Genomic DNA, 22,411 nt, shown 5'->3' with positions numbered 1-22,411 from the left:
ATGCAATTAATATATTCGGCTTCGGCCATACGATGTGTGCGAATTGGAGCGGCGTCCGCGCGAGCGGTTTGATTTTTCGATTCTGGCGTGCATACAATGGGGTAATGGGATGAAAAAGAACATTTTGAATCATCATGAAAATGATGACAAGCGAAAAGGAGCGATGAGACCGGTGAAGGATACAATCGATAAAATGATCGCGCTGGGGTTGGGCGTCGTCGTCGCCAGCAAGGAACAGATCGAGAAGACGGTAGACGAGCTGGTGCGAAAAGGAGAGGTCGGCCGCGAGGAATCCAAAGGGCTGGTCGACGAGCTGATGCGCAAGGGCGCGGAGGCGCGGAGCAAGATCGAATCGATGGCGCAGGAGAAGGCAAGCGCCTTCCGCGGCGACGACCGGTTCGTCACCCGCGAGGAATTCGCGGCGATTCAGCTGAGGCTGGAGGCGCTGGAAGAGAAGATGCGCCAGGCCGAGACCCGCCCGTCAGAGATGTGAGCGCGGTATCCCTATGAGCGCGGGAAAAAGAATACGGCAGCTTCGGCGTTACCGGACGATCGCGGCGGCGCTCGCGCGCAACGGATTCGGCTACGTGTCCGACGAGCTCGGACTCGTCGACAAGCTGGCGATCTTCCGCGTGGCGGAGCGCAAGGATATCAAGGCGAAAAGCATCGGCGTCCGGCTTCGCCATATGCTCGAGGAGCTTGGCCCGACCTTCGTGAAGCTCGGGCAGCTCGCCAGTACGCGTCCCGACCTGATCCCCGTGCCGATCCTGAAGGAGCTTGAGCAGCTGCAGGATCAAGTGCCGCCTTTTGCATTCGCGGAGGCGGGCCGCATTATCGAGCGGGAGCTGGGCGCCCCCGTCGGCGCCCTGTTCGCGGAATTCGACGAGACGCCGATCGCGGCCGCTTCGATCGGACAAGTGTATCGCGCGGCTCTGCCCGACGGGACGCAGGTCGCGGTGAAGGTGCAGCGGCCGGGCATCGCGGCGCAGATGGAGACGGATCTCGAGATTTTGTCGGATCTGACCCGGCTTGCGGAGCATCGTCTCGATTGGGCGCGGCAGTACCGGCTGCGGGACATGGTCGAGGAGCTGGCGAGGGCGCTGCGGACCGAGCTGGACTACGGCGCCGAAGCGCGCAACGGAGAGCGGTTCGCCCGCATGAGCGAGAAGTGGGCCCATGTCGAAGTGCCGGATATTCATTGGGACTTCTGCTCGAAGCGCGTCCTGACGATGGATTACATAGAAGGGATCAAGCTGTCCGACCGGGCGCAGCTGGACGCGGCGGGGCTGCCTCGCCGCCTGCTCGCCGAACGCTATGCCGCGTCCATTTTCGAGCAGGCGCTCGTGGAGGGCTTTTTTTCACGGCGATCCCCACCCGGGCAACGTGCTCGCGCTCCCGGACGGCCGTCTCGCGCTGCTCGACTTCGGTATGGTCGGACGGCTGACGCCGACCGCCAAGCGCAACTTCGCAGCCTTCGTGATCGCGCTCAAAAACCAGAGCACGAAAGGCGTCGTCCGGGCGATCGGCAATATGGGCGTCATTCCCGAGTCCGCGGACGAGGAGCTTCTTTATGCCGACATCGACGAGATGAGAGAGAAATATTACAAGGTTCCGTTCGATCAAATCTCGATGGGCGAGGCCGTGCAGGATCTGTTCGCCGTCGCGTTCCGTCACCAGATTCGCGTGCCGACCGAGCTCACGCTGCTCGGCAAGTCGCTGCTCACGATGGAGGGCGTCGTATCCGCGCTCGAACCCGGCTTCAGCGTCTTCGACGTCGCCGAGCCGTTCGGCAAAAGGCTGCTTCGCGAGCAGTTGAATCCATCGCGCATCGCCAAAGCCTGGATCGAAGAAGCGCCGGAGTTCGTGGAGCTGATTCGCGACGTACCGGCGGGCCTTCGGCAATGGTCGTCGCTCGTCCACAAAGGCCGGGTGCGCGCGGAGGTCGAGATCGGGAACCTCGACGCGATGACGCGCAAGCTGAACAGGATCAGCAACAGGCTGTCGTTCAGCATCGTGCTGCTGGCGCTCAGCATCATCATGGCCGGACTTATCATCGGTGCCGCGCTCGGTCATGCGGAGACGTCGATCTGGCGATTCCCCATCATCGAGACGGGGTTCGTCATCGCCGCCCTCATGTTCGGCTGGCTCATCTATGCGATTATTCGCTCGGGGAGATTTTAGATTCGTTTAATACGATCGCGACGGCCGTGATGCCGATCGCGATTTTGTTTTGAGCGGCAAATCGGTTTTTCGAAAAATCTCCTGTTCAAAATCTTTCGTTATGGATATAATTCCATATCATACCATTCTATCAAGCGAGGAAAGCAGGAAGTCGACGATGTCCTTTGTGCCCGCAGATTATCGGGAGCCCGCCCATTCACCCTTGAAGCCGGAACTCTCCGGTCTGGGAGGCTGGCTGATCCTGATCCAGATCGGCCTTTATTTGACGCTGATTCAGCTCGTCATTCAAATCGTGCAGTTTACGATCCCATCGTTCGACAGCGAGATGTGGGACGCCCTCACGTCCAAAGAGGCCGATTTTTATCACGCGCTCTGGAAGCCCACGATCCTTTTGGAAGCCGTCTTCAATTTGGGCATGTTCGCCTTCACCGTCATCTGCCTGGCCATGATGTATATGCGCAATCGCCTGTTTCCCAAGCTTATGATCGTCTATTACAGCGTCAGCTTGCTGATCGGCATCGTCGATTACGCGCTGGTGCAGGCGATCTCGACGGATATGGAACTGGACCTTGACAATTCGCTTCGAGACACGTTCAGAGGCGTAGTGACCTGCGCGATCTGGATCCCTTACTTCCTGCGTTCGAAGCGCGTAGCCCATACGTTCGTGCGCTAGCGATCGCGGCTTTGTTTGATCCCGCGAGGCCCGGCTGTGGCGCAATCCGTCGCCTTCATGTTATCATTTGGATAGTAGCGCGAACGCGGCGAAGCACGCCCCCGGACGACGGTCCTCTGTCAGCCGGGGGTTCGTTTTGCGCATCGACAATCGCCATACGGGAGGGAGAGCGCCGTTGAAGACGCTGGTCATCGCCGAGAAGCCGGACATGGGCCGCAATATCGCCGCCGTCATCGAGCCGAAGGCCCAGAACAGACGCTCCTACCTGGAGGGAGAGCATTATATCATCACTTGGGCGATCGGGCATTTGATCGGTCTCGCCGAGCCGGATCTGTACGACGAAAAGTACAAGAAGTGGCGGCTCGGCGATCTGCCGATCATCCCCGAGCGGTTCAAGCTGCTGCCCAACCCGCGGACCAAGGACCAGCTCGAGACGATCCGCGAAGTGGCGAAGCGCTGCGACCGGCTGGTCAACGCGTGCGACGCCGGACGGGAGGGCCAGCATATTTTTTCGCTGATCCAGCGCCATCTCGGGCTGTCGCAGCCGGTCAAGCGACTGTGGATCTCGGACCTCACGGCCGAGACGATCCGCAGGGGCTTCGCCGAGCTGAAGGACGGCGCCGAATACGAGAACCTTACGCGAGCTGCCAGAGCCCGCAGCGAAGCGGACTGGCTCATCGGGATGAACGGCTCGCGCGCGTTTACGACGCGCCACAACGAGCTGCTGTCCGTCGGCAGGGTACAGACACCGGTGCTGGCGCTTATTTACGATCGCCAGATCCAGATCGAATCGTTCGATTCCCTCAAGTTCTTCGAGGTGTCGGCGCAGTTCGCGCAGGGCGAGACCGAATACCGCGGCTTGTGGCAGGGCGAGCGGATCTCGGACGGCGACAAGGCCAAAGCGATCGCGGACAAGGTGCGGGGCAAGGAGGGGCGGATCGCGAGCTATGAAGTCAAGGATACGAAGGAGTATCCCTGGCGGCTATACGATTTGACGCTTCTGCAGCGCGAGGCGAACGGCAAGCTCGGCTTTTCCGCCAAGAAGACGTTGGACGTCGCGCAGGCGCTGTACGAGAAACATAAAGTCATCACGTATCCGCGGACCAACTCCAACTACGTGAACAACGAAAACATTCCGGAGATGCACAAGGCGCTGGACGCGCTGCGCGGGACCGAGTTCGAAGCGATCGCGGCCGGCGGCAACAAGCGGCTTGTCCACACGGGGAACCGCGGCGTTTGCAACCCTTCCAAGGTCGAGGACCACCATGCGATCATGCCGACGGCGAAGAAGGCAGGCGCACTGTCGCCGGACGAGCGCAAGCTGTACGACATGATCGTGCGCCGGTTCGTCTCGCACTTTTATCCGCCTGCGGAGTTCAAGGTGCATACGGTGCTGACCGAGGTGTCCGGCGAGACGTTCAAGACGACGGTCAAGCAGATGATCGCCAAAGGCTGGAAGGTCGTCTACGAGGACGCGGGCGGTTCCGCGACGTCCGGCGGAGGCGCGAAGAAGGGGAAGTCGGATTCGGCCTCTTCCGGCAAGGACGACGACGCGGAGTCCGAGCGCGGCGAAGAGGTGGAAACGAGCGGGGACTTCTCGCTTCAGGCGGAGTCGCCGGTGCGATGCGTCGAAGCCGAAGCCAAGGAGAAGGAGACGCAGCCGCCGAAGCCGTACACCGAGGGGACGCTGCTCAAGGCGATGGAGAGCGCGGGCAAGCAGATCGAGGACGAAGAGCTGCGCGACGCGATGAAGGACTCGGGACTCGGCACGCCGGCGACGCGCGCGGCGACGATCGAGCGGCTGAAGCAGGTCGGCTACGTGGACATGCAGGGCAAGCGCATCGTCATCACGCCGAAGGGAAGGTCGGCGATCCGGCTGATCCGGGGCGCGGGCGTCGAGCTGCTCGCCTCGCCGGAGATGACCGGGCAGTGGGAGCGGCGTCTCGCCGAGATCTCGCGCGGACAAGCCTCGGCCGACGTCTTCATGGCCAACGTGCAGAAGTTCACGCGGCTTATCGTCGACAAGGTGCGCGTTCAGCCGCCGGCGACGAAGGAAGCGTTCGCGAAGCCGGAGCCGGCAGGGGGACGCGGTCGGGGCAAGGCCGCCGGCGAAGGCGAGGCGACTTCGCGCGCGCGCGGGCGCGGCAAGAGCGGCGAAGCCGGAGGCGGCGAGAGCGCAGGCGGCGGCACGTCGCGCGGCCGGGCCACGGGCGCGGGAAGCAAGCGCGCCGACGGAGGCGCGGTCGCGGCGGCGGTCGGCCGGGCCAATAGCGCGGGAAGCAAGCGCGACGACGGAGGCGCAGGTGCGGCGACGGCCGGCCGGGTCAATAGCGCGGGAAGCAAGCGCGACGACGGAGGCGCAGGTGCGGCGGCGGGCGGCCGGGTCAATAGCGCGGGAAGCAAGCGCGATGACGGAGGCGCAGGTGCGGCGGCGGCCGGCCGGGCCAATAGCGCGGGAAGCAAGCGCGACGACGGAGGCGCAGGTGCGGCGGCGGGCGGCCGGGTCAATAGCGCGGGAAGCAAGCACGACGACGGAGGGGCAGGTGCGGCGGCGGCCGGGCGTTCGACGCGCGCGAAGAGCGGAGCGGGAACGACCGCGACGAGCGCCATATCGCGCGATCCCGCTTCCGGCGTGGCATCGACTACAATCGACGCAGCTCCGGCCGCTAAAGGCGCGGTGTCGAACGCTTTGGCGACGCCAGGTCGAGCGGCCGAAACGTCGGCTCCGGCGGCTATCCGACCCGCCGTCATCGCCAAATGCCCCAGACCGGGCTGCGACGGCTCCATTTTCATGGGCCGCAAAGGCTACGGCTGCAGCGCGTACAAGTCCGGCTGCGGCTTCGTCGTCTGGCGCGACAGCTTCGGACTGACGCTGGACGACCGGCTCGCCGCCGAGCTGATCCGTAGCGGCCGCACGTCGTCCACGCTGCACGTCCGGGACGATGCCGGCTCGATGCGCGAAGCGCGAATCGTGCTGGCCGATCCGGCCACCGGAAGGCTCGAGCTCGAAGATTAATGCGAGCACGCAGAGAGATATGCGGAAAAATCGTGTATCTCCGTAGTCCCAGTCCCGCTTTGCTCAGCGATAGAGCCAAAAAGCGCTTATCGGCACCGTTCAGAGCGTTATGGAGTCGACGATAGTGCCCAAAAGCGCTTATCGGCACCGTTTCAAGCGTCACAGAGTCGGCGATAGTGTCCAAAAGCGCTTATCGGCACCGTTCAGAGCGTTACGGAGTCGGCGATAGTGTCCAAAAGCGCTTATCGGCACCGTTCAGAGCGTTATGGAGTCGACGATAGTGCCCAAAAGCGCTTATCGGCACCGTTCAGAGCGTTACGGAGTCGGCGATAGTGTCCAAAAGCGCTTATCGGCACCGTTCAGGAGCGTTACGGAGTCGGCGATAGTGTCCAAAAGCGCTTATCGGCACCGTTTCAAGCGTCACAGAGTCGGCGATAGTGTCCAAAAGCGCTTATCGGCACCGTTTCGAGCGTCACAGAGTCGGCGATAGTGTCCAAAAGCGCTTATCGGCACCGTTCAGAGCGTTATGGAGTCGACGATAGTGTCCAAAAGCGCTTATCGGCACCGCTCAGAGCGTCACAGAGTCGACGATAGTGCCCAAAAGCGCTTATCGGCACCGCTCAGAGCGTTACGGAGTCGGCGATAGTGTCCAAAAGCGCTTATCGACAGAGAGTTATAAGGTTTTCGCGTGTAACTCCGCACCGGTCGAGAGGTCCGGCTTGGCCGCGAGTTACACGGATGCTCCACGGTCTGCCAACTACTTTTCCAGCTAATCAATGGAGGTAAGAGCATGTTACTCAAAAAATATGCCGGCATCGGCGCCGTTGTCGCCGGCCTGGCGGTGGCGTTCGGCGCATTCGGCGCCCATTCGCTCAAGGAGACGCTTACGGAGCATGACCTGGAGGTGTTCGAGACGGGCGTGCGCTATCAAATGTACCACGGACTCGGACTGTTGATCGTGGCATTGCTGTCCGAGCGTTTTCCGTCGGCGGCGAAGCTGACGCGGTGGTCCGCGCGACTGCTGCTGATCGGTACCGTATTGTTTTCCGGCAGCCTGTACTTCTTGGCGCTCAGCGGCATCGATTGGCTCGGCGCGATTACGCCGCTCGGCGGCGTCGCTTTTCTGGCCGGATGGGCATGTCTGGCGGTCGCTGCGTTCAGAGGAGGACGGAGCGCGGGCTGAATCGCCGTAAATTCGCCTCTTTTCTGATAAAACGCACCTTTCCTCTATGGAATAATGCTGTACGATTGGTAAGTTTGCACTATAATGAAACCTATAGCTAGCTGCAAGCGGACGATCTTCCATAGGAAAAGAGGGGGGCGCATCATGGATCATTGGAGGGCAGTCGCGCTCGCTGCGGCCGTCATTGCGGCATTGCTGCTCGGCACAGTCGCCTTCTTGCTCGTGCGCCTTCGCAAGGAGCGGCTGCGCTCGCGAAAGATCGCAAGCGTCGTCGATTCCGAGTGGATCAATCTGCTGAAGGACAGTCCGATCTCGCTCACGATCATTAACAGCAAGGGCGTCGTCGAAAATATCAGCAGGCGGCTCCTTCCGATGCTGGGCACCTCCTCCGATCGCGTGTTCGGTCTTCATTTCCGGGATCTCATCCATAAGGATTCGGCCGGCCAAGCCGCCTCGATCTTCGCCCGCACGCTGCGCGGGGAGAAATGCGTCGAGGATGTCAAGCTGCTGCGTACGGACGGGGCTGCGATCGAGGCGCACGTTGAGACGAGCCCGTATATGCGCGAAGGCGAGATCGCGGGCATCGTTGTTTTCACCCAGGATCAAAGCGACCAAAAGCGTTCGATGGAACGGATTCGATACATGGCGTACTACGACGATATGACCGGTTTGCCGAATCGCCGTTTTTTCATGAACAGACTGACCGAGCGGCTGCACGCGGCAGTCCAGTCGGGCAGCCGCGTCGCCGTCTGGTATATGGACATCGACCGTTTCAAGCTGGTCAACGCTTCCTACGGACGGGATTACGGCGATATGCTGCTGCTTCAAGTCGCGGAGAGACTGACGCGCTGGTTTCCGGATTCGTCCAATATCGCACGGGTCGAGGGCGACGAGTTCGTCGGCATGTTCGCCGACTTCGAGCACGACGAGCAGGCGATGCGTCAGATCGAAGGGGTAATGAAGCAATTCGAAGCGCCCTTCGAGCTTGGCGGCGTCACGATTCACGTGACCGTGAGCGTAGGACTGGCAACCTGCAATACCGATTATCCGGATGCGAACGGACTTCTCAAGCGGGCCGACACGGCCCTGCACCGACTGAAGGAAAACGGACGCAACGGCTGCATGCTCTACGATCCGGCTTTCGAGCATACGGCAATCAACAAGCTGACGCTTCAGCACGAGCTGATGGAGGGGATGAGCCGCCGTCAATTCCAGCTGTACTATCAGCCTCAATACGATCTTCGAAGCGGGCGGCTCGTCGGCTTCGAAGCATTGATTCGATGGCGGCATCCCGAGCGGGGCATGGTCGCGCCGTCTCACTTCATACCCGCGGCCGAAGAGAGCGGGATCATCATGGCGCTCGGCGACTGGGTGCTTCTTGAGGCATGCAGGCAGAATCGCGCCTGGCAGCGCGCCGGCCTCCCTTCGTATCCGATCTCCGTCAATTTGTCGATCCGGCAATTCGCGCAGCCGAACCTGGTCGAGCGCATCGCCGAGATTTTGAATGAGACGGGACTGGCGGCTCCGTATTTAAAGCTCGAGATTACGGAGAGCATCGCCATGGACGTCGAGCGGGCGACCGCGATTCTAGAGTCGCTCAGCGATCTTGGCGTCGGCATCAGCGTAGACGATTTTGGAACGGGCTACAGCTCGTTCAGCTATCTCAAACGGCTGCCGATCGACTGCCTTAAGATCGATCGCTCGTTCGTACGCGATATTCATCAGGACCCGAACGACAGAGCGATCGTCGCGGCGATCATCGCCATGGCGCACAATCTGCAGATCGGCGTCATCGCCGAAGGCGTGGAGACAGAGGAGCAAGTGCTCTTCCTGCAGCAGCATGCGTGCGACGAGATGCAGGGGTATTATGGAAGTCCCCCCGCTTCCTGCCGAAGAAGCAGGCGCTATGCTCAATCGCGATCATGGCTTGTCGATCTCGGATCCGGAAAACAACAACGCCGCGGCCCTTTAAGGGTCGCGGCGTTTGTTCATGGTACGCGTAAAACGAATTTATTCGGCGAAGTCGTCGATCTCGTTCAAGTGGAAGGAGTAGACGCTTTTCTCATCGACATGGTATACCGTCAACAGCTCGTTGTCGGGATCGAAGTTCACGACCCTGCATGGGACGCTCAGTTTTTCGCCCTTGGCCCGGTTCACCGTGATCCGGATCAAGCGGGAAGTTTTAATGTAGTCGCGAATCCGCGCATCGAGCGAATCGGTCAGAACCTGATGCTTCGTCTTCGCCGCTTTGATTTCGCGTTGTATCGTCTCGCCGAGCACGATGCCTGTCTGAATGCGAAAGTCGGCGAAACCGCCCGCGTTCAAAGATCTAAGCAGCGTCTCCAGCGCTTCCCCGTTCGTTCCCGCCTTTACCAAGATATCTACCGAAAATAGATAGGAACGTTCTGGGTTGTCTGTAGCTTTAGTCATGCTTTGCCCCCTATCTAACAAACGGTATATATCTAAAGGATCAGGTATGCTAGGAATAATATATCATGAATGATGGACTCGACAAAGTATTATTTTGGGTACCGGCCTATAGCTGGATGGGTCTTAGGAAGCATATGCTGAGATGAGATTCGCCGCGTATTTTAACGTATCCGTTGGAGGTGAACGAATTTGATCAAACTCGTTCCGATCGTCATCGACGGCTATACCGCGCTCGGCGTCGAGGTGCTGCTCCCCAAAACGACGCTGCTCGCAATAACCGCCGGAAACGGTTACATTATGTGCGGCGCGCTTGACGTCGCCCTGCTCAACGACAAGCTGAGGGATAGAGGCATCCTCGCGGGCCGTGCGGTCGGCGTAAAGACGCTGGATCAATTGCTGGACGCGCCGCTGGAATCCGTCACCCATGAAGCCGAGCTCGCCGGCATCGTGCCCGGCATGCAAGGCCGGGAGGCGGTTGCCCGCATGGCTTCGATGTCCGTATGAACGGAACGGCCAAACGGATCGCAGGCAAATGCGGTTACTCGCCTAGTAACCGCATTTGGTCTTCCGCCTTTTGCTTTTATTGTTCGAAAAGCTTGCGGAGGCCCGCCTCGTAAGGGGCGGTGACGATGCCCTTTTCGGTGATGATCGCCGTCACCAACTCGCTTGGCGTAATGTCGAAGGCGGGGTTGTAAACTTTGACGCCTTCGGGCGCCGTCCGCTTGCCGAAGCCGAGGGTCACTTCGTCCGCGTGCCGCTCCTCGATCGGGATGCTCTCGCCCGTCGGCGTCGACAGGTCGATCGTCGACATCGGACAAGCGACGTAGAACGGAATGTTGTGCGCCTTGGCGAGCACCGCTACGCCGTACGTGCCGATCTTGTTGGCGACGTCGCCGTTCGCCGCCACCCGGTCGGTGCCGACGATGACCGCCTGCACCCAGCCTTTGGACATGACGTGCGCGGCCATATTGTCGGTGATCAGAGTCACGTCGACGCCCGCCTGCTGCAGCTCGAACGCCGTGAGGCGTGCGCCCTGCAATACCGGACGCGTTTCGTCCGCGTATACTTTAAGCGCGATGCCTTGCTCGAGCGCCAAGTAGAACGGAGCCAGCGCCGTGCCGTACTTGGACGTCGCCAGTCCGCCCGCGTTGCAGTGGGTGAGCACGCCCATGCCGTCCTTGAACAAATTGAGCGCATGTTCTCCGATCCGCCGGTTCGTCTCGATATCCTCCGCTTGAATCTGCTTCGCTTCGGCGAGCAGCGCGAGGACCGCCTCGTGCGTCGAGCCGACGGACGAGGCGAGCGCCTTCGCGCGCTCCTTCATGCGATCGAGCGCCCAGAACAGGTTGACGGCCGTCGGCCTGGACGTCGCGAGATGCGCCGCGTGGCGAAGCGCCTCGTCGGCCAGCGCCGTCGGAGGTCCCGGGAAGCGCTGCACGCCGAGCACGACGCCGAAAGCGGCGGCGATGCCGATCGCAGGCGCGCCCCGCACCGCCAGATTGCGAATGGCGTCCCAAACCTCCTGGACGGTATTCAGGTTCAAATCGACCGTTTGCTCCGGCAGCAGCCGCTGATCGAGCAATTCAAGCGTGCCTTCGTTCCAACGGATCGGCTCCAGCACGCCTTTGATCGGGGCAGCCTCGTGTTGATTGTCGCTCATCGATCGATCTCCTTACGCTAAGTTAGTCTTGTCGGTCTAGCTTCGGCTTCCGGCAGCCGTCTCCGCGATCCGGACGACGTCCTCGATGGAGGACGCGCTGCGATTGGATACGATCAGATTGCGCGCGATGGCAAGCGCCAGCCGCTGCGCCCGTTCGCGCGCTTCGCGGTCGGGGATCGTCGCGATATCGGCGACCTGCGCCAGGCCGTACACCCGTCTCAGCGCCTTGGCGCCGGCGAAGCCGATCGTATCCTGCAGCAGACGCTTCATATAATCGTCCTGATAGCCGGGAAGGTCAAAGCGCTTGTCGACGCCATGCGCGTCCCAAAGCGCGCGGAACTTGCGCTCGAACCGGGTCCAAAGCTCCGTGATCGTCGAGAGCAAATAAGCTCTGCGGTCGCGACGGTCTGCCTCGTTCGGGCTCCAGTGCTCCTGGCCCGCGTAGTTCAGCAGCAGGTTGGCGACGATCGCGCCGATATCGAAGCCCATCGGGCCGTAGTAGGCGAATTCGGGGTCGATGACCTTCGTCGACGCCGGCGTGACGAAAATGCTGCCCGTGTGCAGGTCGCCGTGAAGCAGCGCCTGGGCATGCGTAAGGAACTTCTCGCGCAGCTTGGCCGCTTCGAGCAGCAGCTCTTCATCGCGCCAGACCGCTTCCGCCGCGTCGCGCAGATAAGGCTCGATATTGTTGGATTCCGCATCGTAATAAGGGAAATTAAGGACGAAGTCTTCCGTAATCTTGCACAGATCGGGGTTGATGAAGCGTCCGAGCTGTACCTTCTTGTCCTGCTGGTTCATGCCGAGGTCCGAGGTGAAAAACAGCGTGCGCGACAGAAACTCGGCGAGGTGCTCGGCAAAATCGGGATAGACGCCGCCTTCGATCAGACCCTTGCGCATAATAACGTGATCGCTCAGGTCCTCCATGATCGTGAGGGCCATATCGGCGTCGGAACGGTATACGACCGGCACGAGTCCCGGCGCGAGCTCGCCCTGCTTGATCAGCGCTTCGCCTTCGATGCGCGCGCGGTCGAGGCTGAGCGGCCACGAATCGCCGATGATCTTGACGTAAGGGAGCGCCTGCTTGACGATCAGGCTGCGGCCGGTCGCCGGCTGCGTAATATGGAACACGAGATTCAGATTGCCGTCCCCGATCTCGCGGGAGACGAGTTCCTCGCCTGTCGGAAAAACTTCGGCGAAGGAACGGGCGATCTCGATGGCTTCCGCTTCGCTCAGCGGGTGATACTTGCTCATGAACAGGGCACCTCCGATAATGTACGCGGCTTGTCCGGCCAGGCGCGGACGATCTAAAAGACAGTATAGAACAATTCGCGCTGCATGGCGAATGCTGACGGTCTCGATCCGGTTACTATTATAATGGAAAAACAAGCGTGCGGAACAGCCGGATTCGCGGGCGGTTTGATGTCCGCCGACGCGGCATGTTAAGGTAAATCCGAAAGAAGATACCGGGAGGGATCAGGGATGAACGGTTCAAATCTCATCGTGCGTCTTGAAATGGATACGGACAGGGCCGTCTTCGGCGCGATCGCGACCGCGATCGGGACGGCCGGAGGCGATATCGTCGCCATCGACGTCATTCGGCCGGGGCAGAAGAGCATTCGCGACCTGACGATCCGCAGCGATTCCGGACAAGAGGCGATCGCCTCGGCGATCCGCGCCGTAGAGGGCGTACGGATCGTCAACATTTCGGACCAGACGCTGCTTATCCATCTCGGCGGCAAGCTCGAAGTGACGCCCCGCATCAAGATCCGCACGCGCGACGATCTCTCCCGCGTCTACACGCCGGGCGTGGCGAAGGTTTGCATGGCGATCCACGAGGATCCTTCGTCCGCCTTCTCGCTTACGATCAAGCGCAATACGGTCGCCGTCGTCAGCGACGGCAGCGCCGTGCTGGGTCTCGGCAATATCGGCCCCGCCGCCGCGATGCCCGTCATGGAAGGCAAGGCGATGCTGTTCAAAGAACTGGCCGGCGTCGACGCCTTCCCGATCTGCCTCGACACGCAAGACCCGGACGCCATCGTCGAGATCGTCCGCAGCCTCGCGCCGGGGTTCGGCGGCATCAACCTCGAGGACATCTCGTCGCCCCGTTGCTTCGAGATCGAGCGCCGGCTGCAGGAGCTGCTCGATATCCCGGTCTTCCATGACGACCAGCACGGTACGGCCGTCGTGCTGATCGCCTCGCTCATGAACGCGGCGAAGTGCGTCGGAAAGCGGATGGACACGCTGCGCGTCGTCGTCTGCGGGATCGGGGCGGCGGGCATGTCGATCGTCCGCATGCTGCATTCGGCCGGCGTGCCGTCGGTCGTCGCCGTCGACCGCGAAGGCATCCTGTCCGCCGACCGCGAGTATGCCAATCCGGCCTGGCAGTGGTGCGCGCAGCATACGAATCCGGAAGGCCGCACCGGCGGCCTGACCGAAGCGATCGCGGGCGCGGACGTCTTCATCGGCGTCTCCGGGCCGGGCGTGCTCAGCGTCGGTCAGGTCAAGTCGATGGCCCCCCGACCCGATCGTGTTCGCGATGGCCAATCCCGAGCCCGAGATCCGTCCGGACCTTATTCAGGGCATCGCCGCCGTCATCGGCACCGGGCGCAGCGACTATCCGAACCAGATCAACAACGTGCTTTGCTTCCCCGGCATTTTCCGCGGCGCGCTCGATTGCCGCGCGTCGCGCATTACCGAAGGCATGAAGCTGGCCGCGGCGAAGGCGATCGCCTCCGTCGTCACGGACGAGCAGCTTAGCAGCGAATACATCGTGCCGAGCGTGTTCAACGCCGCCGTCGTCGAGAACGTGAGAAAGGCCGTCATCGAAGCCGCGTACGCGGACAAGGTCGCCCGCAGGCAGGACAAGCGCAGCCACGGCGACGACGACAAGGCCGCGCATTCGGAGGCGGGAATTTGAAGCTGTTCATCCATCGCAAGGATTTGCGGACCTCGGACCTGCCGGCGCTGGATTACATGGCCGCCGGCGGAGAGCCGTGTCTGGCTGCGCTGTTTCTCGATCCGTTTCTCCTTCGGGGGAGACAGGTATCTGGAGCATAGCGGCGCCGGCTTTCTCCGCGCGGCGGGCCGGCTTGCGCGCGCTTACGAGGCGGCCGGGAGCAGGCTCAACGTATTTTACGGCGAGCCTGCGTCCCTGCTGGGACGGTTGCTCGACGCGCAGCCGGACATCCGCGAGGTCGTCGTGCACGAAGACTATACCCCTTATGCGATCAAGCGCGACCGCGAATTAAAGGAAGCGGCGCTGGCGCGCGGCGCCGCTTTTACCGCACTGCCCGATTTGTCGCTCGCGCCGCTGCGCGATTTTCACGAATGGACGGGCCGCCAGGCGCCCTACAAGGTGTTTACGCCTTTTTACCGGCAGTGGCGCGCCTTTCTCGCGCAGCGCCATACGACCGTTTATGCGAGCGCCGTCAGCGATCTGGTCACGGTCGACGCCGCGGACCTGCCAGACTGCGCATTGCCGGGGACGCTGAAGGCCGCCATGGACGACCAGGCCGGCCAGGCATTCGATCCGGAGCGGCGGCTGCGCGGCTTCCTGCAAGACGCGCTGGCCCGCTATACGGAAGCGAGAGATGCCTACGGGCAGGACGGCACGAGCCGTCTGTCGGCATCGCTGAACCGCGGAGAAATCACGGCCAGGCGCCTTTACGCCGCTGCCGGCGAGCTTGCCCCGCATCTGGCGGAGAGCTGGCTGCGCCAGCTGGCGTGGCGCGATTTTTACCTGTATCAATCCCGCATGGACAAGGACTACTATCATTACGAGAAAAAATTCGATCTGTCCGGCCTGGACGACCGCCACTTCGCCGCCTGGCGGGACGGAAAGACGGGCATTCCCGTGATCGACGCGGCCATGACGCAGCTGAACGAGACGGGCTGGATGCCGAACCGGCTGCGGATGATCGCGGCGATGTTTTTGACCAAAAACCTGCGCTGCCCGTTTATTTACGGCGAACGGTATTTTCGGCTGAAACTATCGGACTACGATAACGCGCTTAATAGAGGGGGGCTGGCTGTGGGCCTCGTCGCTCGGCTTCGATGCCGCGCCGTATTTTCGCATCATGAACCCCGTGACCCAGTCCAAAAAGTTCGATCCGGCCGGCGACTATTTGCGCGCCTGGCTTCCCCGCGCTACGATTGACGCCGCCGCATCCGTCCACGAGCCCGCGCCCGACGCCATCGTCGACCTCCGCCGCTCCCGGCTTGAGGCGATCGCCGTCTACAAGTCGATTTTGAATCCCGCGGACCGCGATCGCGACGACGCGAACGACGGTTGACGGCTTTTGCCGCGCGAGCGCGCCATCGCTTCGCCTTGGCTTCCCCGCCCCTCGTGTTATAATAAGGACAGCAGATTTCGACAGGAGGCATGACGCCGGTGGACAATCCGATAGCGCTGCGGGAGTGGGCGGTGGCGGTCAAGGCGCTTGAAGCGGGCAAGCAGATCATCGTGCTGCGCAAGGGCGGCATCGCGGAGGAGACCAAGGAGTTTCGGCTGGAGAGCCCCTCGTTTTTTCTTTTCCCTTCGTACGAGCATCAGCGGGAGCACTTGGTCAAGCCGGGGACGAGCCCGAGCGTGGCGGAAACGGTAGCGGCGTTCGAACGCGACCCGAATACGATTTTCGTCTCCTCTTACGCCGAGGTCGTCGAGGACATTGAAGTGACCGACGGCGAGACGCTGCGCAAGCTGGAGCCTTTTCATTTATGGACGGAGAACTACGCGGAAGAACGGCTGAAGTGGAAAAGAACGAAGCCGCTGCACGTGCTTCTGCTTCGCGTATACGTATGGGACCGGCCGGTGGCCATTCCGAACGACGAACGATACGGCGGCTGCAAGTCCTGGCTTAGCTTGGCGGTGCCGGTTGCTGTCCAGGATGCGCGTCCCGCGCTGGAAGACGAAGCCTTCGACAAAGCGGCGCGGGCGATTCGCGAAGCGCTTGCGGGCGACCGCTAGACGGCGTTCGGCGTCGCAGGAAGGATGGCCGGTTTGCAATTTTCATGACATTTTCATAAAATGGTGGTTGAGAATCACTGAGAATCACTTTAGAATAGTTATAAATAAGAAATGGATCTTAAGTGGCGACCGAAGGTTGCTTATAAAAGGGGTCAGCCCCACTTGGCGTCCGTATAACCTGGAGGGAAAACAATGTCCAACTTGTTCGAAATCAAGGGCTTGAAGTCGGAAATCGAAGGCAAAGAAATTTTGAAGGGCTTCGATCTGACGATCAAGGCCGGCGAAGTGCACGCGATCATGGGCCCGAACGGCACCGGCAAGAGCACCCTCGCCTCCTCGATCATGGGCCATCCTAAATATGAAGTAACGGAAGGTCAAGTATTCCTGAACGGCGAAGACGTGCTGGAAATGGGCGTCGACGAACGCGCGCTGGCGGGTCTGTTCCTCGCCATGCAGTATCCGAGCGAGATCACGGGCGTCACGAACGCGGACTTCCTTCGCAGCGCGATCAACGCGCGCCGCGGCGAAGGCAACGAGATCTCCCTGATCAAGTTCGTGCGTCAGATGGAAGCGAAAATGAAGGAGCTCGAGATGAATCCCGAGTTCATGCACCGTTACCTGAACGAGGGCTTTTCCGGCGGCGAGAAGAAGCGCAACGAGATACTCCAAATGATGCTGCTCGAGCCGAAGCTCGTCATTCTCGACGAGATCGACTCCGGCCTCGACATCGACGCGCTGAAGATCGTCGCCGCGGGCGTCAACGCGATGCGTTCCGAAGAGCGCAGCTTCCTGATCATCACCCACTACCAGCGCCTGCTGAATTATATTACGCCTGATCATGTCCACGTCATGATGCAGGGCCGTATCGTCAAGTCGGGCGGTCCCGAGCTGGCCGAGCGTCTCGAAGCCGAAGGCTATGAATGGGTCAAAGAAGAACTGGGCATCGTCGACGAGACGGTCGGCCAAGCCTAAGAGGATAAGGGAGGTCATACAACCATGAGTACGCCTACCGCCTCTTTTGGCCGCGATGCCGCATCGAGCATCGCCCGCAGCAAAAACGAACCCGCATGGCTCGTCGCCTGGCGCGAGAACGCCGGCGAGCTGGCCTCGACGCTCGAGCTTCCGAAGCCCGAGAAGACGCCGATCCAGCGCTGGCCGCTGGACCTGTACGGCACGGACCGCCCGGGCGCCAAGGCCGACTCCGCTTCGCAGCTGCCCGAAGCGCTCGCGAAGCTGCTGCCCGCCGAAGCCGGCGGCGCGCTGATCGTGCAGCACAACTCCTCGGTCGTCTATACGCATCTGTCCGACGAGCTGAAGGCGAAGGGCGTCGTACTGACGAGCCTCGAGGAGGCCGCGCGCAGCCACGAAGCGCTCGTTCGCCAGCATCTGATGACGGCGTATACGCCGGATGAACACAAGCTCGCGGCGCTGCACGCGGCGCTGTGGAACGGCGGCGTGTTCCTGTACGTGCCGCGCGGCGTAGAGATTGAAGAACCCGTGCAGGCGCTGCTGTTCGCGGACGACGCCGAAGCGACCTTCGTGCCGCACGTGCTGATCGTCGCCGAGGCGAACAGCCGCGTGACCGTCGTCGAGAACGCCAGCACGGCCGTCGGCGATGCCGCGCTCGTGTTGAACGGCGCCGTCGAAGTGTTCGCCAAGGCAGGCAGCCAGGTCCGCTACGCAGCCGTGCACAGCCTGGAGCGCGGCGCGATCGACGTCTCTTACCGCCGCGCCGTGCTGGAGCAGGACGCGCGCATCGAATGGATCGTCGGCGAGCTGCAGGACGGCAACATCCTGTCCGACACCAAGACGATCCTGAAGGGCAACGGATCGACGTCCGACGCCAAGATCATCACGGTCGGCGCCGGCAAGCAGCGCATGAGCCTGACGACGGGCGCCGTGCACTTCGGCCTCTCGACGGAGAGCGACATGATCACGCGCGCCGTCATGAAGGAAGAAGGCACCGCGGTCATCAACGGCGTGACCAAGATCGAGAAGGGCGCGACCCGCGCCAACGGCCAGCAGACCGAGAAGGTGCTCATGCTGAGCCCGAAGGCGCGCGGCGACGCGAACCCGATCCTGCTGATCGACGAAGACGACGTCAAAGCCGGCCACGCCGCGAGCGTAGGCCAGGTCAATGCTGAGCAGGTGCACTATCTGATGTCGCGGGGCATCTCGAAGACCGAAGCGGAGCGTCTGATCATTTACGGCTTCCTCGATCCGGTCGTGTCGGAGATTCCGCTCGAGAGCGTCCGCGAGCAGCTGCAGCGCATTTTAGAGAGGAAGTTGGGTTAAAATGGACGCTCGCGCACTAAGAAGCGAATTCCCGATCCTGGATCAGGAGATCAACGGTCATCCGCTCGTCTATCTGGACAACGCCGCGACCTCGCAGAAGCCGCGCAGCGTCATCGACGCTGTCAAGCGGTACTACGAGCTCGACAATGCCAACGTCCACCGCGGCGTGCATACGCTCGGTTCGCGCGCGACGGACGCCTACGAAGGCGCCCGCGAGAAGGTGGCCCGCTTCCTGAACGCCGCTTCTGCGCGCGAGATCATTTTCAACCGCGGCACGACGACCGGCCTCAATACGGTGGCCGGCGGGTACGCCCGCCAGCAGCTGCGCGAGGGCGACGAGATCGTCGTCACGCAGTCCGAACATCACAGCAACCTGATCCCCTGGCAGCAGGCCGCCAAGGCCACGGGCGCGACGCTGAAGTTTATTCCGCTCCAGGAGGACGGCAGCCTGAAGCTGTCGGACGTCGAAGAGACGATCACCGAGCGCACCAGGATCGTGTCGATCGCCTACGTGTCCAACGTGATGGGGACGGTCCATCCGGTCAAGGAGATTGCCGCCATCGCCCACAAGAACGGCGCGATTATGGTGGTGGACGGCGCTCAGAGCTCTCCCCACATGAAGGTCGACGTGCGTGATCTCGACGTTGATTTCTATGCGTTCTCGGGACACAAAATGTGCGGACCGACGGGGATCGGCGCCTTGTACGGCAAGACGGCGCTGCTCGAGAAGATGGAGCCGATCGAATTCGGCGGCGAGATGATCGATTTCGTCGAGCTTTACGATTCGAGCTGGAAGGAGCTGCCCTGGAAGTTCGAGGGCGGCACGCCGATCATCGCCGGCGCGGTTGGACTCGGCGCCGCGATCGACTTCCTGGAGTCGATCGGGCTGGACGAGATCGACCGTCACGGCAGAGAGCTGTCCCGGTACGCCTACGGCCGCCTGTCGGAGATCGAAGGCATCGCCATCTATGGGCCAAGCGGCAACCGTTCGGGGCTCGTCACGTTTAATCTCGGCGACGTGCATCCGCACGACGTCGCGACCGTGCTCGACACCGAGGGCATCGCCATCCGCGCCGGCCACCACTGCTGCCAGCCGCTCATGCGCTGGCTGAAGGTGAGCGCGACGGCGAGAGCGAGCTTTTACCTGTACAACACCGAAGAAGACGTCGACCGGCTGGTGGACGCGCTGGTCAAGACAAAGGAGTTTTTCCAGTTATGAGCCAGTTGGACGATTTATACCGCCGCGTCATCATGGATCACTATAAAAACCCGCGCAACCGCGGGACGATGGACGACGAATCCGTCACCGTCAACCTGAACAATCCGACGTGCGGCGACCGTATCTCGCTGCAGTTGCACATCGAGGACGGCATCGTGAAGAACGCCCGTTTCACCGGCGAAGGCTGCTCGATCAGCATGTCCTCGGCGTCGATGATGACGGACGCGGTCAAGGGCAAGACGACCGAAGAAGCGCTCGCGCTGGCCGGCAAGTTCTCGTCCCTGATGAAGGGCGAGCAGGTCGAATTCGACGAGTACGAGGACATTGACGCATTGTCGGGCGTCGGCAAGTTCCCGGCGCGCATCAAGTGCGCCACGCTCGCCTGGAACGCGCTGCGCAAAGGCGTCGAGCACGACGGTCAGGGCAAGGTCGAAGAAAACGTCGAGCAGTAAGCTTGATTTAGCGCATACAGCACGAACACTATGAAGGAGGGACAATCGTCATGGCGAAGCAAATGCCCGAAATGGAAGAGTACCAGTACGGTTTCCGCGACGAGCACAAGGCCGTATTCCAATCCGGCAAAGGCCTGACACCGGAGATCGTCCGCACGATCTCGGAGATGAAAGGCGAGCCGGAGTGGATGCTGAACTTCCGCCTCAAGTCGCTGGAGCAGTTCAACAAGATGGCGATGCCGCGTTGGGGCGGCGACATGGACGAACTGGATTTTAACGACATCCAGTACTACGTCAAGCCGTCGGAAAAGCAAGGCAAGACTTGGGAAGAAGTGCCGGAGGAGATCAAGGCGACGTTCGACAAGCTGGGCATCCCCGAAGCCGAGCAGAAGTTCCTGGCAGGCGTCTCGGCCCAATACGAGTCCGAGGTCGTGTACCACTCCATGCAAGCCGATCTCGAAGCCCAGGGCGTCATTTTCACCGACACCGACACGGCGCTGCGCGAGCATCCGGAGATTTTCAAGGAATACTTCTCCACCGTCGTTCCGGCAGCGGACAACAAGTTCGCCGCGCTGAACAGCGCAGTATGGTCCGGCGGCAGCTTCATCTACGTGCCGAAGGGCGTCAAGTGCGAGATCCCGCTGCAGGCCTACTTCCGCATCAACTCGGAGAATATGGGCCAGTTCGAGCGCACGCTCATCATCGCGGACGAAGGCAGCTTCGTACACTACGTCGAAGGCTGCACGGCGCCTGTGTACAGCACGAACTCGCTGCATAGCGCCGTCGTCGAGATCATCGTCAAGAAGGACGCGCGCGTTCGCTACACGACGATTCAGAACTGGGCGCCGAACATTTACAACCTCGTCACCAAGCGCGCCGTCGCCGAAGAGAACGCGACGATGGAGTGGGTCGACGGCAACATCGGCTCCAAGCTGACGATGAAGTACCCGGCCGTCATCCTGAAGGGCCGCGGCGCCCGCGGCATGGTGCTCTCGATCGCCGTCGCCGGCAAGGGCCAGCATCAGGACGCAGGCGCGAAGATGATCCACCTGGCGCCGGACACGACATCCACGATCGTCTCCAAGTCGATCTCCAAGCACGGCGGCAAGGTGACGTACCGCGGACTCGCTTCCTTCGGCCGCAACGCCGAAGGCGCCAAGGCGAACATCAAGTGCGATACGCTCATCCTCGACAACCAGTCGACGAGCGATACGATCCCGTACAACGAGATCTTCAACGACAACGTCACGCTCGAGCACGAGGCGACCGTCTCCAAGGTATCCGAAGACCAGCTCTTCTACCTAATGAGCCGCGGCCTGTCCGAAGCCGAAGCGACCCAGATGATCGTCATGGGCTTCATCGAGCCGTTCACCAAGGAGCTGCCGATGGAGTACGCGGTCGAGATGAATCGGCTCATCAAGTTCGAGATGGAAGGCAGTATCGGTTAACCGATACGCTCCGTTCCGGGTTCCTCCGGAAGCCTTAACCATAACGTTAGATCAAGAATCCGTAGCGTTTTCTACGGATTCTTTTTTTATATTTCAGAACGTATACAATTACGGCGAAGTCGCGGCTTCGCATGCTAACTTTACGGGACGAGGGGCGGAAGGGTAAGCAGGCAGAGCGTTGGGGTGTAAGCTGGACGATAATTGGGAAAGTAAGCGTGAAGATAGTCGGGAAGAGTCGGGGATGCAGTCGGGGAGGCAGTTGGGATGGTCGTCGGGGAGGTAGTCGGGGAGGCAGTGGGGAAGGTAGTCGGGAAGGTCGTCGGGGAGGTAAGTGGGAGTGTGAGCGTGTTGGTGCAACAGAGATCTGGTGGCAGCGGTTAAATGCCGGTCAGTCAGGCGCATCGGACCCAGGAGACTTTATTTCTAAAAAAACGGTCATCATTGCGATCGTTTCGGACTGGAGGGACGTTATGGATTCGGATCAAGGCTAAACAAGGCCGACAATCCAGGAATAAGGGCGGCTGTGTCCGAAAGCGGGCCGCAAATCGCCAAATGAACTAAAATAAGGCCCCCCGGTCCGTCCCGCTATGCGCGCTTATTATATGGACGGAGCTGTTTTTGGAGAAAAATAATAGCGCAAATTCTATACATCGTTGGGATGTGGGAGATAAGTGTTGAAAAGCAGTTAATCGGCATACTGACCGGGGCTTCGGAGGGAATAAGTGTTCAACCGCAATTATTTTGCCCAAAACCGGATCGAAACGTTCGAATGCGAGAAATTAATTGCGCTTCAACACTTATTTGCCCAAGGACGTCGCGATCGCGGAAAATAACTGCTTTTCAACCGTTATTTAATGGACTGTGTCGACCTACACCACCTCGCAGCCG

16 protein-coding genes and 3 pseudogenes are annotated in these 22,411 nt (G+C 61.1%); 17 read left to right on the top strand and 2 right to left on the bottom strand.

From position 1 onward, the window contains the following. Positions 1 to 172: 172 nt before the first annotated feature. The 7 genes and pseudogenes from OMP40_RS34180 to OMP40_RS34150 all read left to right on the top strand — a co-directional run bounded on the left by OMP40_RS34180 (position 173) and on the right by OMP40_RS34150 (position 9,987). Positions 173 to 493, top strand: a complete 321-nt coding sequence (locus tag OMP40_RS34180) for a phasin family protein (RefSeq protein WP_277537951.1) — start codon at positions 173 to 175, stop codon at positions 491 to 493. Positions 494 to 506: 13 nt separating this feature from the next. Then, positions 507 to 2,181, top strand: a pseudogene (locus OMP40_RS34175) (ABC1 kinase family protein). Positions 2,182 to 2,383: 202 nt separating this feature from the next. Further along, positions 2,384 to 2,854 (top strand): DUF2569 domain-containing protein, encoded by a 471-nt coding sequence (locus tag OMP40_RS34170; RefSeq protein ID WP_277537950.1) that lies wholly within the window; start codon positions 2,384 to 2,386, stop codon positions 2,852 to 2,854. 175 nt (positions 2,855 to 3,029) lie between these two features. Then, positions 3,030 to 5,015, top strand: a pseudogene (locus OMP40_RS34165) (DNA topoisomerase 3); the annotation flags it as partial. Between the two features lie 1,645 nt (positions 5,016 to 6,660). Further along, positions 6,661 to 7,053 (top strand): DUF423 domain-containing protein, encoded by a 393-nt coding sequence (locus tag OMP40_RS34160; protein WP_277537946.1) that lies wholly within the window; start codon positions 6,661 to 6,663, stop codon positions 7,051 to 7,053. A 144-nt stretch (positions 7,054 to 7,197) separates the two neighbouring features. Further along, complete coding sequence (locus tag OMP40_RS34155) at positions 7,198 to 9,447, top strand: putative bifunctional diguanylate cyclase/phosphodiesterase (protein ID WP_277537944.1); 2,250 nt, start codon at positions 7,198 to 7,200, stop codon at positions 9,445 to 9,447. Positions 9,448 to 9,672: 225 nt separating this feature from the next. Then, positions 9,673 to 9,987: a YunC family protein gene (locus OMP40_RS34150; protein ID WP_277537942.1), complete on the top strand. Its 315-nt coding sequence runs from the start codon at positions 9,673 to 9,675 to the stop codon at positions 9,985 to 9,987. A gap of 76 nt (positions 9,988 to 10,063) precedes the next feature. Here the strand turns inward: OMP40_RS34150 and mtnA are convergent, their stop codons facing one another. Together mtnA and mtnK are read right to left on the bottom strand one after the other, a co-directional pair. Continuing rightward, entirely contained in the window at positions 10,064 to 11,143 is a 1,080-nt protein-coding gene (gene mtnA / locus OMP40_RS34145) for an S-methyl-5-thioribose-1-phosphate isomerase (RefSeq protein WP_277537940.1), read from the bottom strand. 36 nt (positions 11,144 to 11,179) lie between these two features. Further along, on the bottom strand, positions 11,180 to 12,394 hold the full coding sequence (mtnK, locus tag OMP40_RS34140; RefSeq protein WP_277537939.1) for an S-methyl-5-thioribose kinase: 1,215 nt from the start codon (positions 12,392 to 12,394) through the stop codon (positions 11,180 to 11,182). Between the two features lie 228 nt (positions 12,395 to 12,622). Between mtnK and OMP40_RS34135 the strand changes: the two are divergent. From OMP40_RS34135 to sufB, 10 genes and pseudogenes are all read left to right on the top strand, one after another. After that, positions 12,623 to 14,060, top strand: a pseudogene (locus OMP40_RS34135) (malic enzyme-like NAD(P)-binding protein). After that, positions 14,057 to 14,200, top strand: a complete 144-nt coding sequence (locus OMP40_RS34130; RefSeq protein ID WP_277537938.1) for a hypothetical protein — start codon at positions 14,057 to 14,059, stop codon at positions 14,198 to 14,200. The pseudogene OMP40_RS34135 and the gene OMP40_RS34130 overlap by 4 nt, the downstream one beginning before the upstream one ends. Further along, positions 14,145 to 15,299, top strand: a complete 1,155-nt coding sequence (locus OMP40_RS34125; RefSeq protein WP_338131354.1) for an FAD-binding domain-containing protein — start codon at positions 14,145 to 14,147, stop codon at positions 15,297 to 15,299. The genes OMP40_RS34130 and OMP40_RS34125 overlap by 56 nt, the downstream gene beginning before the upstream one ends. Next, the gene (locus OMP40_RS34120) at positions 15,220 to 15,435 is read left to right on the top strand and encodes an FAD-binding domain-containing protein (RefSeq protein ID WP_277537937.1); all 216 of its coding nucleotides are present in this window, start codon (positions 15,220 to 15,222) and stop codon (positions 15,433 to 15,435) included. The genes OMP40_RS34125 and OMP40_RS34120 overlap by 80 nt, the downstream gene beginning before the upstream one ends. An 89-nt stretch (positions 15,436 to 15,524) precedes the next feature. Next, positions 15,525 to 16,109 (top strand): DUF1802 family protein, encoded by a 585-nt coding sequence (locus OMP40_RS34115; RefSeq protein ID WP_420872072.1) that lies wholly within the window; start codon positions 15,525 to 15,527, stop codon positions 16,107 to 16,109. 192 nt (positions 16,110 to 16,301) lie between these two features. Further along, a complete protein-coding gene (sufC, locus tag OMP40_RS34110; protein ID WP_277537934.1) occupies positions 16,302 to 17,081 on the top strand; it encodes a Fe-S cluster assembly ATPase SufC in 780 nt (259 codons plus the stop codon). Between the two features lie 24 nt (positions 17,082 to 17,105). Continuing rightward, positions 17,106 to 18,404, top strand: coding sequence for a Fe-S cluster assembly protein SufD (gene sufD, locus OMP40_RS34105; RefSeq protein ID WP_277537931.1), 1,299 nt, complete (start codon positions 17,106 to 17,108; stop codon positions 18,402 to 18,404). A 1-nt stretch (position 18,405) separates the two neighbouring features. After that, positions 18,406 to 19,623 carry a cysteine desulfurase gene (locus tag OMP40_RS34100; RefSeq protein ID WP_277537929.1) on the top strand — a complete coding sequence of 406 codons (1,218 nt, stop codon included), beginning with the start codon at positions 18,406 to 18,408 and terminating at the stop codon, positions 19,621 to 19,623. After that, complete coding sequence (gene sufU / locus OMP40_RS34095; protein ID WP_277537927.1) at positions 19,620 to 20,075, top strand: Fe-S cluster assembly sulfur transfer protein SufU; 456 nt, start codon at positions 19,620 to 19,622, stop codon at positions 20,073 to 20,075. The genes OMP40_RS34100 and sufU overlap by 4 nt, the downstream gene beginning before the upstream one ends. A gap of 50 nt (positions 20,076 to 20,125) precedes the next feature. After that, complete coding sequence (sufB, locus tag OMP40_RS34090) at positions 20,126 to 21,523, top strand: Fe-S cluster assembly protein SufB (protein WP_277537923.1); 1,398 nt, start codon at positions 20,126 to 20,128, stop codon at positions 21,521 to 21,523. Positions 21,524 to 22,411 lie beyond the last annotated feature (888 nt).

It is taken from the genome of Cohnella rhizosphaerae (genome assembly GCF_029525575.1).
In the GTDB taxonomy this organism is placed as follows: Bacteria; Bacillota; Bacilli; order Paenibacillales; family Paenibacillaceae; genus Cohnella; species Cohnella rhizosphaerae.
This window is presented reverse-complemented; position numbering and strand designations above follow the sequence as displayed.

Coding starts and splice junctions, on each gene's coding strand:
- sufU (WP_277537927.1), top strand. CDS start 19,620: ATGAGCCAGTTGGACGATTTATACCGCCGCGTCATCATGGATCACTAT.
- mtnK (WP_277537939.1), bottom strand. CDS start 12,394: ATGAGCAAGTATCACCCGCTGAGCGAAGCGGAAGCCATCGAGATCGCC.
- OMP40_RS34155 (WP_277537944.1), top strand. CDS start 7,198: ATGGATCATTGGAGGGCAGTCGCGCTCGCTGCGGCCGTCATTGCGGCA.
- OMP40_RS34160 (WP_277537946.1), top strand. CDS start 6,661: ATGTTACTCAAAAAATATGCCGGCATCGGCGCCGTTGTCGCCGGCCTG.
- sufB (WP_277537923.1), top strand. CDS start 20,126: ATGGCGAAGCAAATGCCCGAAATGGAAGAGTACCAGTACGGTTTCCGC.
- mtnA (WP_277537940.1), bottom strand. CDS start 11,143: ATGAGCGACAATCAACACGAGGCTGCCCCGATCAAAGGCGTGCTGGAG.
- OMP40_RS34115 (WP_420872072.1), top strand. CDS start 15,525: ATGACGCCGGTGGACAATCCGATAGCGCTGCGGGAGTGGGCGGTGGCG.
- sufC (WP_277537934.1), top strand. CDS start 16,302: ATGTCCAACTTGTTCGAAATCAAGGGCTTGAAGTCGGAAATCGAAGGC.
- OMP40_RS34120 (WP_277537937.1), top strand. CDS start 15,220: ATGAACCCCGTGACCCAGTCCAAAAAGTTCGATCCGGCCGGCGACTAT.
- OMP40_RS34100 (WP_277537929.1), top strand. CDS start 18,406: ATGGACGCTCGCGCACTAAGAAGCGAATTCCCGATCCTGGATCAGGAG.
- sufD (WP_277537931.1), top strand. CDS start 17,106: ATGAGTACGCCTACCGCCTCTTTTGGCCGCGATGCCGCATCGAGCATC.